Below are 13,912 nucleotides of genomic sequence, written 5' to 3' on the forward strand. Positions count from 1 at the left end.
CATAACGTTAACACCTTCTTTCCATACGCGGTGGTAGGCTGAATAATCGAATCTATTTATCTCTCATCTTTTCGAAAAGGCTTTAATCTTCGCCGACACCTCAAGCTCGATCAATCATTGGCCGCGCGTGGGGTATATTTATCCTTTGCCTGATCGACCTTGGCAATGGTGGTAAGAATATCCCTTCCTTCTTTGGTTCCATTGATAATTCTTCTGGCGATTTTACCATCGCCGATATTGACGACTTCCACTCCGGTTTCCCGCTTGTAGGACAGCAGATCCGGCCAGAGAGATTGATCGGCGCGCATGCCCAGGCAGACAAAACCGTAATCGAAGGGAAGGTCAAATTCTGCTCCGGCGAAAGGCATATCCGCATCCACCCCGGCATGTTTGAGTTTGAAATGATCGGCCGCAATTTCCGTCAAAGCCGTGTTGGTGTGGACCTCGACACCATACTCTTTCACCATGTTCATCATGGAGAGCCTGGTGATCAGATCAAGGTCCTTGCCGAGCATAGGCATCATTTCCACGATGGAAACCTTGGCGGCCCCCCGTTTGACGAAGAACTCCACGACATCCAGGCCGACGGCTCCACCGCCGATAACGGCGATGTTTTTACCCACCATATCGTTCCACCTGTCCATATCCCCAAGCAGGTCGAAAATCGAAAACACCTTACTGTTTTCACGGCCCATTTCTTCATGCAACCCTTTAATCGGCGGCAACAAAGGCTTAGCTCCGGTGGCATTCACGACGATATCGGGCTGCAGGGCATCAATAGTCTTTACGTCCGCTTTGGTACCGGTGGCGATGTGCAGATTATCCAGAGTCTTGGCCCGTTCAATCAGGTAATCGGGAAAATCGTTGATGCGATTCTTATCGGGAAGCCTGGCAATCTCGCGAGCCAGACCGCCCAGGTAATCTTTTGATTCAAACAAATGGACATCGCATCCGACTTCCGCAGCGGTGCATGCCGCCTCCAGCCCCGCGGTGCCACCGCCGATGACGACGACATTCATGGGATGCTTGACTTGCTTCTGCTTGTAGGCATCTTCCGAAACAACATCGGGATTGATGGTACAGCGAATCGGCTCCGATTTGGCGATGCGATGATCGGCACAGCCGATATTGCAGGAGATGCATTTGCGCAACAGGTGTTCGTGGCCGTGCTCGACCTTTTCGACCCAGTTCGGATCGGCAATCAATCCGCGTCCCATGGCAATCAGATCGGCCTCGCCATCGGCCAGAATTTTTTCGGCAACACGCGGATCCCTGATATTGCCCGAGGTGATGGTCACCTTGCCGAACTTTTCCCTGACCGCTTTTGCCATATAGGAACGCCAACCATCGGCCAGGTTCATTTCGTCGATCTGGAACTGCAGAGTGTCATTCAGAGCGGCAGACACGTTGAAAATGTCGACCCCCTCGGACAGATACTCCAGATTTCTCAGGGTGTCTTCCAGGGTGTTTCCACCCTCCATGAATTCATCCGCACTGAAACGCAGACCGATAGGGAAGAAAGGCCCAACCACCGAACGCACTTCGTCAATAACCAGGCGGGCAAAACGGGCGCGATTTTCCGGGCTTCCGCCGAACTCATCGGTACGTTTGTTATAAATCGGCGACAGGAACTGACTGAGCAGATACGAATGCCCGGCATGAATTTCAACGCAATCGAACTCGGCGCGCTGGGCACGACCGGCGGCCTCGCCAAATTTTCTGACGATGGCATATATTTCATCCTTGGTCAGCGAACGCGGCACCGACCCTCCGGTTTTGGAAGGAATATTGGAGGAAGAAACCTGCTGCATACCATTGAGGCGGCCAGGATAGGCGGAGGCCCCGGCATGGTTGAGCTGAATGGATACGCAGGCGCCGTACGCATGCAGCGCTTCGGTCAGTTTATACAACCCGGGAATGTACTGATCGTTGTCGATGCGCAACTGAGTGGTACCGTTGGTGCCCAGGGGAAAATCGAGACAGGCGTTTTCCACCGTGATCAGCCCGGTGCCACCTTTGGCACGTTGCACGTAATATGCAATATGTTCCGTGTTGAACTTGCCGTCGAGGCCGGCCAGATTGGTCCCGATGGGCGGCATCACAATGCGATTTTTGATCGTCATGCGCTTTACGGTCAGCGGTTCAAAAATGTTCGGATAGTTTTTCATTGTAAGCCTCCTGTCGTTTGGTCCGATGGGGGTGACCTTTAATGGGTTTCCGCAGCGGGGGATGCGGACGATGTCTCTAGGGTGATTTCGTTATACCGCACCCTTGATATTCTGAAAAATATCGTTTTACTCTTGAATGCATATCAGAATGATATATGATGGTCAGCCATCAGCAGCGATGCCGTCCCAGAGGTTCTGCCCATGGGCGAAGGAAGAAAAACGGCATCCGATGCGGTTAACTTCCCCTGCCGGACCTCGCAAAAGGAGATAGTCAAGAATGGACATTAAACGACTGAGGTACTTTTGTACCATCGTGGAGCAAGGTCAGATCAGTCGCGCCGCCCAGGTTCTGCACATGTCCCAACCTCCTCTGAGCCAACGACTGCAGGAGCTGGAAAACGAAGTCGGCGCTCAACTCATCATTCGCAACGGGGGCAACTGGCAGGTAACCAAGGAGGGGGAGTTTTTATATCAGAAAGCGCAGGCTGTGCTGTCGCACATGGATGCATTGGCGGATGAAGTACGCCAGGTCGGAAAAAGCGTCAAGGGATTGGTTCGTATCGGTGTCGCGCCACCCAACCTGCCCACGATTCAGGGGGCGTTGCCCATAATCCACGAGGCCTATCCCGAATTGCGATTTCGCATTTTCGTCTCGGGAAACCCGGCCCTGGAGGAGCAAATCAGACAACGACTGCTCGATTTTGCGCTGGTGTTTTTACCGATCGCCGATGCGCATGTCGAAGTGACGCCATTGCCCATTCAAGAGTATATGGCGGTTTACGGCGAGGGGCTTATACCGCCGGACACGGAACGCATCGGCGTAGCGGAACTGGCCTCGGTGCCCTTAATGCTATTGCGACGCGAAGATGGCGGCGGTGGCTACGAATTACTTAAAAGAACGTTCCAGGAACAGGGGCTGCGACCCGACATCATGATCGATTCCCCGGACAGCCGTATCATAGTCTCTTTGATGGAGCGAGGTATGTCGGCGGTAGCGCTGCTGCCGGCTTCGGAGATATCCTCCCTGCAACTTGCTCAATATCCCACGCGGCGCGTGGATATCCCCGGGTTTCGCATTCACCCGGTCATTATCCGCCTGCGGGATACCTATATTCCGTCCCATGTACAAGTTGCGTTAAGCCAGCTGCTTGTTTATTCAGGGGCCAGCCTTCTGTAATCGTCTGCCCGCAACCTGACAATGCAACATCTGCACAGGGCTATATTCCACGAAAAAGGTGCGGATCTTTCACAAAGTCTCCGAACACACCGCACCCGCCCTGCATATCAATACAATATACGCCAAAGACCAAAACGATATTTTTCAGAATATGGGCTGCGTTGGTATAAACACCCTTGAGACTTTTTCCGCGCTCCCCCCCGATGCGGAAACCCTAAGGCTGACCATGAACGAATCTTTCGACAGGAGGTCTGCACAGAGACAACTCCCCAAAACCGCACCATGCAAACTTGACGTAACCTGGCAGAAAAGCGATAAACAGTGTACCGGCCGCTTCACCAAAGACAAAAACCGTTGCCTTTGAGTGTGCCGCCGCTCTCAAACGAAACCGTGCATCCTGCCCACCGACCTTTCCTTCCGACAGGATGCCTCATTGTTTTTCACAGATGTTGGTCATATTCAGGAGGACCAAATGAAAAAAGTTCTTGTCCTGCACGGAATCAATCTCAATATGTTCGGCAAACGGGACCCCGCCCACTACGGCACCACTACCCTTAAAGAAATCGATGCCCGCATCTCTGAATGGGCTGCGGAGCTCGGTTTCGAGGTCGAATGCTTTCAGACCAACCATGAAGGTGAAATGGCTTCTCGAATCCATGCGGCGCATGAAGAAAACGTCGACGCCGTCGTCATCAACGCCGGAGCCTGGACCCATTACAGCTATGGCATTGCCGACGCCCTGGCTATCCTGAAGGCACCGATCGTCGAAGTACACATGTCCAATATTCATGCCCGGGAAGAGTTCCGCCATCATTCCGTCATTGCCGGCCTGGCCAAAGGTCAGATCTGCGGCTTTGGCGTCGACAGCTATCATCTTGGACTGATCGCCGCGTCGAATCTGATCAAAGTTGAAAACTGATAGCATACTTTTTTCAAAAGCAGCCGACCTTGTCCGCATGAAACAGGGATCTGTCGTTTTTTGGCGAGGGGGCCCGTTTACGTGTCAGGTCCCGCATGATTCCTGACCTGTTTACGGAAAAGTTTTGGTTTCTTTTTTTGCCAATCCTTCAGAGCTTGTATGGGAGTTTTATGCCCCAACGCTCGCTGAGGAATATGCTGGTTGTATAGATAACCATAACGTAACAATGTCTGCTCCAAATTTTCGGCGGAATCGAACCGGGTTGTTGCCAAAACCTCGCTGATGCGACCGTTGAATCGCTCAACCATCCCGTTGGTCTGAGGGTGGCGTGGAGGAATAAGCCGATGTTCAATACCATGCTGAACGCAGGTTTTGTCGAATACATGATTCCCTGTTGGCTTTCTCTCTCCAGCAGTGGAAAATCGATCCGTGAATGCCTTGTCGTTGTCGGTGAGCAATTTTTTGATCACAAATGGCGCTTTGGCTACCAGGCGATTCAAAAAGCCCTTTGCGGCTTGGGCGGATTTGCTCTTGCACACTTCCAGGTAAACCCAGCGGGTAGCACGGTCGATGCCTACAAACAGGTAACGCCGAGAGGTTTCGTCCGGCATCTGTGGCAAATATTTGATATCGACATGAACGAACCCCGGATCGTAGTTTTTAAATGTTTTGGGCTTGTTGTTGGCCGTTTCCTCTTTCGGGATCAGGTCCGCCAATCGGGATACCCCATGTCGTCGCAAACAACGGTCAAGTCCCGCACGAGAGACGTCAGCATTGACAAATTCCCGAGTGACGACCAGGAGATCATCGAGAGACAACAACAAAGAGCGACGCAACTCGATGACAACAGCTTCCTGGGCTTCGGTCATCGTTGTATTCAGTCGGTGTGCCGTATGAGACCGATCGTGAACATCGTCACGTTTGCGCCAGCGACGTACCGTGTCAATGGATATGCCCAGTTCTTTAGCTAAAGCCTTGTGCGATTTTTCCGACTCTTGGATATATCGTCGGATTTTCGGGGTCGTTGTGGCATTAGCGTGTAACCGTATCGTCATGTCAGACTCCTTTAGATTTCACCGCAGAGAATATCAAAAAGCATATCCCGAGCTAAGAATAACGGGAAGCTTTTTCTGCTAATGGAATCATCCGGGACCCAACATTTACGGGCATACGGCTGTGCAACAGGAAACCTTGGAGATACCAATGAAAGCAGCTCAACTGGTAGAACCTGGAAAAATCACTATCCAAGAAACCCCGATCCCTTCACCGAAACCCGGCGAAGTCTTAATTCGCACTTCCGTGGCAGGTCTGTGCGGCTCGGACCATTCGGTTTATCACGGCAAGTTCGATGTGCCCTTGCCGGTCATCCCGGGGCACGAAGCCATCGGCACCATCGTAGAGCTTGGCGAAGGCGTAACCAACGTTTCCGTTGGTCAGCGCGTAACCATCCAGCCAAACTTCGGCTGTGGCGTATGTCCATTGTGCAAAAGCGGTCATGACAACATATGCCCGTCCAAAATTCGTTTGGGCATAGATACCAACGGCGTTTTGGCCGAGTACGTTACCGCACCGTCGCGCTATGTCTGGGCTTTGCCTGCAGACTTGCCGGATGAGGTTGCCGTTTTTACCGAGCCGCTTGCCGTTGCCGTGCATGGTGTAAATATGCTTCCCCCAAACAAAGACGACCGGGTTCTTGTTATGGGTGCGGGGATCGTTGGGCTGCTGGCCCTCCAGGTCGCCAGGATTTCCGGAGCGGAGATCACGGCCTGCGACCTGGAGCAAACACGTTTGGATCTGGCGGAAAAACTGGGAGCATCCAGAACCCTGGGCGAAAGAGACGCTCTGGACGCTTTTCACAACACCTTCGATGTCATTTACGACACCAGCGGCTCGCCCGCAGCCTTCGAGTTGGCACTGCAACTTGCAGCCCCCGGAGGGAAAATCGTCATATTCAGCTTGCCCAGCCAGGAAGCCTCGCTCAACATCCAGACCATTGTGCGCAAAGAACTGCAGATCAAAGGCTCCATGATCTACACCGACGAATTTCCCCAGGCGATTGAAATTTTGCAAAAAGGCCAGATCGATACGGAGTTGATGGTTTCCGATAGGCTGCCTTTGTCAGAAGTACAAAAGGGACTGGATAACTTCGCCTTACCCAGACGAATTAAAATTCTGGTGGAAATCTGACCGGGACGTTGCGTTTTCCCTGTCGTTATGCCCCCGAGAATTGGCGGATCAGAACAGGCCCACCCCATAATCCTGCATAAGATTTAACATACAGATCACCACACGAGGATGCCCGGCTTCGGCCGGGTATCCATTAAAAAGCCCCCATACAAAAAGTCTGCCGCTTACTGCGCCCGAAGACCGTTTTCAACCTCTGATGCTTGATCGTATTGTACCACGACAAGGATAAAAACTTTTTCCTTGTATTCAAACCCTGTCATTCGACAAACAGGCTTCCACTTTCTCAACCAGCACAAATTCTTTATGCAAATTACTAAAGATACTACAATCACTATTTGTATAAATACTTACATTCAAGAACTATATTTTAAAATATAAACAATTGAAACCTTTCATACCGGAAACTTCCACTAATTCTTTTTTCAGTTATTAAACAAATGTCTCAAAAATCTATAAAGCCACTTTAGAGTTACATACATGTTTTTCTTCTTTTTTAATTGTTAAAATACTCGCGATTTATTGAAAAAAAAGGTAAAATACGCACCGACATGATTAAGCGCCGAAACCTTCCTGGCGAATAACATAGAAGAGATACCCAAACGTTGAAAGACCCGAGCAAACGTATCTCGCCACCCCAAAGCGTTGCAGCACAACATTTTCACCTGCCCTTTTTCATGCATGGCGGTAAATGCGGGGACGGCCATGTTCAATCGGAAGCGACCTTCGCCTCATGACTCTCGAACCACCGCGTTTACTGACCGCAAATCTATTCATCTCCTTGCATTGACGGAAAAACCATGAACACCGTACCTGTAAAAAAAGATGCTTTGTGGACAAAGCCCTTCACCCTGACGCTGCTGGCTTCTTTTCTGATCTTCATACCGTATTCGCTTTACCTGCCCGTCCTGCCGGTTTACGTCATAGATAAACTCCACGGCTCCCTGGCTGCTGCGGGATTGGTTAACGCCTTTTTCCTGCTTGCTTCGGTTTTGTTCCGTGCCCAGACAAGCCGTCTTGAAAACAGATTCGGGGTTCGCTTCGTCCTGCTTGCCAGCGGATTTTTGTTCATGCTTTCCAACTGCCTGTTTCTTCTAACGGACAGCACGACAGTCATCCTGGCCATTCGATTTTTCAGCGGGGCATGCTTTGCCGTCGTCAACACCTGCATACAGGCTCTGGGCAGCCGCATCGCGCCGTTAAAACGCAAAGGCGAGGGCCTTGGGTACCTGACCATGGTGGTAACCGCAGGCAGCGCCATCGGGCCCTATGTCGGCTTGAAGCTGGCCAAAGCATACGGCTTCGACTGGGTTTTTATTTTCTGCATCATCGTTGTACTTGTCGGTTTTATTCTATCCATGATGATCAGTATTGAAGAAGCGCCCCCCGTTGCATCGCAACCAAAAGGCTTTCAGGCTTTGAAGGATCTCATCGAAACGCGTGCAGTACCCGCTTCGAGCATCGTCCTTTTACTGTCTTTCGCCTACGCCGCCGTCATTACCTTTGTGACCGTTTACGCAACCCAGCTACAATTACCTGCCGCCTCGACTTATTTCTTTGTCGTTCTGGCAACCTGCTCCATCGGATCGCGACTGTTCGCAGGACATATTTATGACCGTTTCGGTGCCGATGTCATCATCTACCCGTCCTTTGCCATCCTGGCGCTGGGCTTGGCTATTCTGGGTTGTGCCGCAACCTCGCTCCATATACTTGCAGCCGCAGCCCTGATCGGCTTTGCCTACGGTGCAGCCGTGCCCGGACTGCTTACCCTGGCGATTCAAAAGTCCCCGGCGCATAGAACCAGCGCTGTGACGGCTACGTATTTCACCTTTTTAGACTCCGGGCTGGGCATCGGCTCCTATCTTGTGGGGGTGTTCATTCCGCTGCTTGGCTACGCCCGTCTCTACCTGCTTCTAAGCCCGTTGATGCTGGCCGTCGTATTGCTTTATTACAAATTGATCACCCGGAAATTCGGCACTACGGCGATCAGTGCATCATCGATCCGGTAACACGGGAATCGTGCACAGTTCAGCCCTTCCCCGACAGGCATGTCTCAACGCGCCCGGCTATTCGATCATCAACAACTGATGACTCCGTTACCAGAGCCCATGTTGTGACTTCAAAACGGTTATCGTTGCCCTGACATATACGGCATCATGCAAGAAAGGATAATTCATGAAATACAAAATCAGTGAAGTGTCTAAAATGTTCGGCATCACCTCCGAAGCGATCAGATACTACGAAGAACAGCACATCATCAAACCTTCGAAATCCGATAGCAGCGGTTATCGCAACTATAATGTCTGGGATATTCATGCCCTGCTGCAGGCCAGAGCCTATCGCCGCTACGGGTACTCTCTTTCGGAAACCGCGGACCTGATCAACAACAGTGAAATCGGCGACATCGTCGACAGTCTCGAAGAAAAGACGGCGCAAATCGAAAAAGAGATGATTTTTTACCAGCATCTGCTTTCAAGCATCAAACAGATGAAACAGATCAATGCGGACGCCGATGCAAGTCTCGATAAATTTCGTATCGAGCAGAGACCGGCCATGTATCGACTGGAAAACGAGGGACAATATGTACTCAATGCAGACCCCCAGATAAAGAAAGTCACCCGCAAATGGATCGAGCACGTCCCCTTCGTTTTCACCAGCGCCCGTTGGACCAGGGAAGAGTGTGAGCAAAAAGGTTCCTCGCACTACTTCGGTCTCTGCATCGAAGAACAATACGCGGACTTTCTTCCCGAAGAAAAACCCGCATATATCTCCTATATTCCATCCCAGCCATGTGTTTATACGGTGATTCAATCCCGCCCCAGTATCGCCTTGACGCCCCAGCGTCTAAGCCCCGCCATCGAGTATATGCATTCGCAAGGCATGCAACTGACCGGTGATGTTATCAGCAGGGTGGTCAACTATCGCAAAGGGGCGAAGGAGTATGTCAACTACCACCAGATATGGCTCCCCTTTGAGTAACGTTCCCGCTCAGTTGTAACCGGCTACACCTGTACCTTGCCACGGAAACCTCTCCAGCCGCTATCATCAAGCAGCCTTATGGATGAAGAGCGTTTCCGTGGCACAGTATCTCCACGCAAGACCTGACGCCATTCTCTTCCCGCCCTTCTACCAGCCGCCGATAAAGCCTCGCTCTTCGTGCCCGGAAACCTATATCTGCGTCCACAACCGGTGCCACCAACGGACCCGAACCGTGGGGAACCGAGCCATCAACCCAATGCGGAAACCTGCCTGGATTAAACATATTCTTGACAGGGTGTTTGACCCTATGTTTTCTTAAAATTTCGATATGGGGGAGTCAATAATCTTTGCGATAAGGAGGGAATCGTTCGTTGTCTACCGAACAGTGGTTCCGCAATGGCTTGAGCCCGTTGCAGGGACTGTTACAATGATCTACAGAACCGTTTGAAATGATATGATTTTTCGCCGTACGAATATAGGGATGAGGGACATATGAAATATAAAATCAGCGAAGTTGCCAAAATGCTGGGGATCACCCCCGAAGCCATCCGATATTACGAGCAACAGAACATCATAAAACCCTCTAAATCAGATAGCAGCGGTTACCGAAGTTACAGCGTCTGGGATATGCATGCCCTGCTCCACGCCCGTTCCTATCGCCAATACGGGTTTACTCTTTCGGAAACGGCCGACCTCATCAACAACTGCGACCTTGAAGACATCATCGGCAAACTTCAAGACAAAACGACCGAGCTTGAAAAAGAGGCCGCCTATGCCTTGAGCCTGGTAAAAAGCATTCACCACATGCAGGAAATCATGGCCGATGCCGAAACCTTTATCGGCAAATACCGCATCGAGCAAAGACCCGCTATGTACCGCCTGGACAATGAAGACCAATACGTGCTCATCAAAGACCCTCAAATCAAAAAGGAAACCTGCAGGTGGATCGAGCATGTACCGTTTGTATTTACAAGCGCGCGTTGGACCAAGGAAGAATACGAACAAGGAGGAAAAAAACATTACTTCGGTCTGTGCATCGAGGAGGAATTCGCTGATTTTTTACCGGATGACCTCCCCCCATACATCACTTACCTGCCTTCCCGTTCTTGCGTTTATACCGTTATACAATCCTGCCCGAGCAAAAGACTTACGCCGCAACGCCTGCAACCGGCCATTGCATATATGCGCGAGCAGGGCATGTCATTAACCGGCGACATCATCAGTCGGGTTGTCAACTATCGCAAGACAACCGACGAATATGTCAACTACCACCAGGTCTGGCTGCCCTTCGAAGAATAACGGTATAGTCGCCCCCCCCCACCACCGGTCTTGTCCCGCCACAGGAGCTGCTCCGTAGCATTAAAGCTACGGATGCAGCGCCCGTGGAGGACCTTCCCGCATCGCTTCAGCGATTCACCTATTCGGCACCTACTGCCGCAACGGAAACTTCGGGAGCAGAAGACACCGCTTTTTTGGCAAATCGGTATGTCTTGCCGAAGACCGTTTTATACCGGAACATGACAATCAGCGCGAAAATCACCCCGCAGGCATCGACAACTGCGTTGAACAGAATAATATCCGCGATAACGGTTTTGGAAAGATATCCGGTAATCAGGGGGGTGGAGAATGTCGCCAGACTCGACAAGGTATAAACCAGACCGGTAATCTTGCCCTTTCCGCGAGGGAAAAACTCCGCCATGGTCGTCAACGCCAGCTGCAGCACACCGCCCGCGGCAGTGAATCCAATGATAAACGATGCCACCTTGCAAAGGATCGGCGTGGGATAACAATACATCAATACCAGACAAATGGTGGAGATCAGCGGGTAAACGAAAACAAAGGTTACCTGACGATAGAGGGCCTTTACCATCCACCCGGTAATGATCACACTGATCAGGGAACCGATGCTGTAATAACTGATCAAACGCAGGGCGACCGAATAATCCATGCCGGCGACCTGAGCGCCGAACTTAGGCATCCAGATAGATACGACATAAAATGTTGCCGTGGAGGTGTAACCGATCATAATCAGACAGACACCCTCGATCCAGATATTCGGCTTGCTCAAGAAACGCTTTTCCGCTGCGACGGTTGCATCCTCAGCACTGCTGTCGCTGGCTTCGATTTTATGATTGGGGAACGGCATTCTGAGCAAAGCCACGCCGAGCACGAAAAGATAAACGATGAAAAAGATGAACGACCAACCCCAATAGATATTATTGGCAATGATAAAGCCGGTGACGAACGGGAAGACAAACGACCCTCCGGAAATAAAGGCTTTGATCAAAATCGTGGCCGTGCCCGGGGCGGAGGGGAAAGCCTCCATCAGGGCGGGGTAACTACCGACGTCCAGACAGGAGTTCGCCATACCCGCAATGACGGCGCATATAAAACCAATCGCCACGTTGGGACTGACGAGAATGCCGACGTAGGATACGATAAACAGGCCGAGAGCTATGAACACAAAAGGCTTGCGGCCGAACTTGTCGGACAAAATGCCGGAAATCAGCAGCACGGCCAGTCGACCGATACCAATACCGGATAGCACGTAAGCAACACCGGCATTATCCGTATGGAGCTGAAGGGATAAATAATCCATATTCTGCGCGATAAGCACAGATGTTGTACCGCCGATAACATAGCTAAGATACAGAAGCAAGGCTGTGGGCATATATCTGTTTTTCATATAGTCCGTTCCTTTTTTGTTTGCCAATTTCAGATAACACTAAATTGATGACGAATCCCCGAAAGCATCACTCCCCTTGAGACAACCCTAGAGACCCTCAATCTGTCTTGTTGCAAAAAATCTTTTTCAATGCACCGACCCCACATATGGGCAAACGTCACCCCGGGGCCGATTATGTTTACTTAATTTATCCTTTTAGTCGAGATTGAACTGCGCCCTTTGTACAATAAGCTCGGTCGTTTCTCAACCCCCAACAAAATTATTTCTTTTGAGTTAAAATCCATCGCAAAATCAGCCAGGTAGCTGCTTATTTTGGGAGAGTGCCATTTTTCCGCCAGGAAGTTCCCGGTCCATTCGAAGGCATACATGGTATGCCGATTATAAGCCCGGTTGTTGCCGAAGCTGAATTTACCTTCGTTTTGGGGGATCAGAATGGTTCCGTCGGGCAACGTCATTATCCGCTGTTCCATAAACAGCCAACGGTAATTCTCAAGGTTGCCCGGAATCGTCTCCGGCTTGTTCAAGATGGTCTCCGAACCGCCCAACACCTCTTCCCCCTGCCAGATCTCCTTACCGTCGAGGGTACTGACCACGGGATGGCCGTCGACGTCAAGCACAAGATAAAGAGGGTCTCCCGAAGGGCTTGCGATACGTGCGAAATTGAATACATGTCCAAAACGCGGCAGGGCTATGGACTGCTTGGCTTCGAAATGGTTACCGGACTTGCTCAACACAGCGACGTCCCCATAGAACTGCCCGTCGGTGCCCAGCTTCTGGGCGTAAACCGTACGGGATTCCAGCTCCATGCCTACGCCCCGAAATGCCCACTCCAGATCCGTGGCGATTTCCTTGAGTTTTCCGTCGACGACATCGAAGACACTCGATGTGAAGGTCCCCCGATCGAGAATGGAGACATACAATTCAGGCACATTGTCATGATCCAGGTCGGCGGTATCGAGCGCGACGATAGTGCCCGGCAGGGGAATGCTCACCTCGTCCAGAGGCGTCAACGCATCGGCGAGCAGATACATACGCAGTACATTGTCCCCGGCAACAAACACTTCCCGCTCACCGGAGGCCAACTTTCGCCCCAGGGCAAGCCCCCGCATGACGCCATCAATCTGCAGACCGGGCAGAGCACGGGCACTTTTGCCGGTGTCCTGCGCAGGGATAACGTAGGTTTCCGGGGTTACGGGTGTCGATGACTGCTGACGATTGACACGGGGGGAAGTTGCCGAAGGCGCGATGGCATAACCATGGCTCGATATATCGGAAGGAGCTGCGGTCTGTTTCGCTGCCAGGTCCCGGTTGATTTTATCGGTCACCCGACCCAGGGCGAGAAAGAAGTCGGCCTGCTTGTCGCCCTGTTCGAAAACCTTGCTGACGTGGCCATCTTGAGCATGGGTCAGCAAAACATCGAAGCTGAAGATCTCCCCAAACTGGGTAAAGCTGCCGTTTATCAGCAAATCGGCGTTTTCCCCGCTATCCACCACCTGAACATAGGCGGGATCAAGCCGGGAAGCCATCATATGCTGTAATGCCACCTGAAGTTTGTCTTCATTGGCGACACCCACGACATTAAATGGGGAGACAAAGGCTTTGAGGGGCTCGGCCGCACAGACGCAGGCACAGCCGAGGACAAGAAGTACAGCACCAATTGTGAGCAAAATCTTTTTCACGAGTCAATCCTCCGAAAGCGTTTAATGGGGAGGCCCGTTCAACCCGGATAATGTGGAGATAGCCGCAAGGGGCAGAGTCTGCCGGCATCCACATGTTTTCCGGCACCCGGGCAAAAATCT

The 13,912-nt window shown here is 51.4% G+C and carries 10 protein-coding genes; 6 read left to right on the plus strand and 4 right to left on the minus strand.

Annotated features, from left to right (window positions below; translation table 11 throughout):
* Positions 1–110: 110 nt before the first annotated feature.
* Positions 111–2,168 (minus strand): NAD(P)/FAD-dependent oxidoreductase, encoded by a 2,058-nt coding sequence (locus PCAR_RS11920; protein WP_011341927.1) that lies wholly within the window; start codon positions 2,166–2,168, stop codon positions 111–113.
* 277 nt (positions 2,169–2,445) lie between these two features.
* On the opposite strand from PCAR_RS11920, the gene PCAR_RS11925 reads away from it, so the two are divergent.
* The gene (locus tag PCAR_RS11925) at positions 2,446–3,345 is read left to right on the plus strand and encodes a LysR family transcriptional regulator (protein ID WP_011341928.1); all 900 of its coding nucleotides are present in this window, start codon (positions 2,446–2,448) and stop codon (positions 3,343–3,345) included.
* Positions 3,346–3,817: 472 nt separating this feature from the next.
* The gene (gene aroQ / locus PCAR_RS11935) at positions 3,818–4,264 is read left to right on the plus strand and encodes a type II 3-dehydroquinate dehydratase (protein WP_011341930.1); all 447 of its coding nucleotides are present in this window, start codon (positions 3,818–3,820) and stop codon (positions 4,262–4,264) included.
* 77 nt (positions 4,265–4,341) lie between these two features.
* On the opposite strand, the gene PCAR_RS11940 is transcribed toward aroQ, so the two are convergent.
* On the minus strand, positions 4,342–5,319 hold the full coding sequence (locus PCAR_RS11940) for an IS481-like element ISPca3 family transposase (protein WP_011341931.1): 978 nt from the start codon (positions 5,317–5,319) through the stop codon (positions 4,342–4,344).
* Positions 5,320–5,467: 148 nt separating this feature from the next.
* Between PCAR_RS11940 and PCAR_RS11945 the strand changes: the two genes are divergently transcribed.
* The 4 genes from PCAR_RS11945 to PCAR_RS11965 all read left to right on the plus strand — a co-directional run bounded on the left by PCAR_RS11945 (position 5,468) and on the right by PCAR_RS11965 (position 10,726).
* Positions 5,468–6,451, plus strand: a complete 984-nt coding sequence (locus PCAR_RS11945; protein WP_011341932.1) for a zinc-dependent alcohol dehydrogenase — start codon at positions 5,468–5,470, stop codon at positions 6,449–6,451.
* 797 nt (positions 6,452–7,248) lie between these two features.
* A complete protein-coding gene (locus PCAR_RS11955; protein WP_011341934.1) occupies positions 7,249–8,457 on the plus strand; it encodes an MFS transporter in 1,209 nt (402 codons plus the stop codon).
* A gap of 166 nt (positions 8,458–8,623) precedes the next feature.
* Positions 8,624–9,427, plus strand: a complete 804-nt coding sequence (locus PCAR_RS11960) for a MerR family transcriptional regulator (protein WP_011341935.1) — start codon at positions 8,624–8,626, stop codon at positions 9,425–9,427.
* 492 nt (positions 9,428–9,919) lie between these two features.
* Complete coding sequence (locus PCAR_RS11965) at positions 9,920–10,726, plus strand: MerR family transcriptional regulator (protein WP_011341936.1); 807 nt, start codon at positions 9,920–9,922, stop codon at positions 10,724–10,726.
* A gap of 118 nt (positions 10,727–10,844) precedes the next feature.
* Here the strand turns inward: PCAR_RS11965 and PCAR_RS11970 are convergent, their stop codons facing one another.
* Both PCAR_RS11970 and PCAR_RS11975 read right to left on the minus strand, forming a co-directional pair.
* Positions 10,845–12,113: an MFS transporter gene (locus PCAR_RS11970; RefSeq protein WP_011341937.1), complete on the minus strand. Its 1,269-nt coding sequence runs from the start codon at positions 12,111–12,113 to the stop codon at positions 10,845–10,847.
* Between the two features lie 182 nt (positions 12,114–12,295).
* Complete coding sequence (locus tag PCAR_RS11975) at positions 12,296–13,792, minus strand: FG-GAP repeat domain-containing protein (RefSeq protein WP_011341938.1); 1,497 nt, start codon at positions 13,790–13,792, stop codon at positions 12,296–12,298.
* Positions 13,793–13,912 lie beyond the last annotated feature (120 nt).

Origin of the sequence: Syntrophotalea carbinolica DSM 2380 (genome assembly GCF_000012885.1) — a bacterium.
In the GTDB taxonomy this organism is placed as follows: Bacteria; Desulfobacterota; Desulfuromonadia; order Desulfuromonadales; family Syntrophotaleaceae; genus Syntrophotalea; species Syntrophotalea carbinolica.

Coding starts and splice junctions, on each gene's coding strand:
- PCAR_RS11960 (WP_011341935.1), top strand. CDS start 8,624: ATGAAATACAAAATCAGTGAAGTGTCTAAAATGTTCGGCATCACCTCC.
- PCAR_RS11920 (WP_011341927.1), bottom strand. CDS start 2,168: ATGAAAAACTATCCGAACATTTTTGAACCGCTGACCGTAAAGCGCATG.
- PCAR_RS11925 (WP_011341928.1), top strand. CDS start 2,446: ATGGACATTAAACGACTGAGGTACTTTTGTACCATCGTGGAGCAAGGT.
- PCAR_RS11965 (WP_011341936.1), top strand. CDS start 9,920: ATGAAATATAAAATCAGCGAAGTTGCCAAAATGCTGGGGATCACCCCC.
- PCAR_RS11945 (WP_011341932.1), top strand. CDS start 5,468: ATGAAAGCAGCTCAACTGGTAGAACCTGGAAAAATCACTATCCAAGAA.
- PCAR_RS11955 (WP_011341934.1), top strand. CDS start 7,249: ATGAACACCGTACCTGTAAAAAAAGATGCTTTGTGGACAAAGCCCTTC.
- PCAR_RS11970 (WP_011341937.1), bottom strand. CDS start 12,113: ATGAAAAACAGATATATGCCCACAGCCTTGCTTCTGTATCTTAGCTAT.
- PCAR_RS11940 (WP_011341931.1), bottom strand. CDS start 5,319: ATGACGATACGGTTACACGCTAATGCCACAACGACCCCGAAAATCCGA.
- aroQ (WP_011341930.1), top strand. CDS start 3,818: ATGAAAAAAGTTCTTGTCCTGCACGGAATCAATCTCAATATGTTCGGC.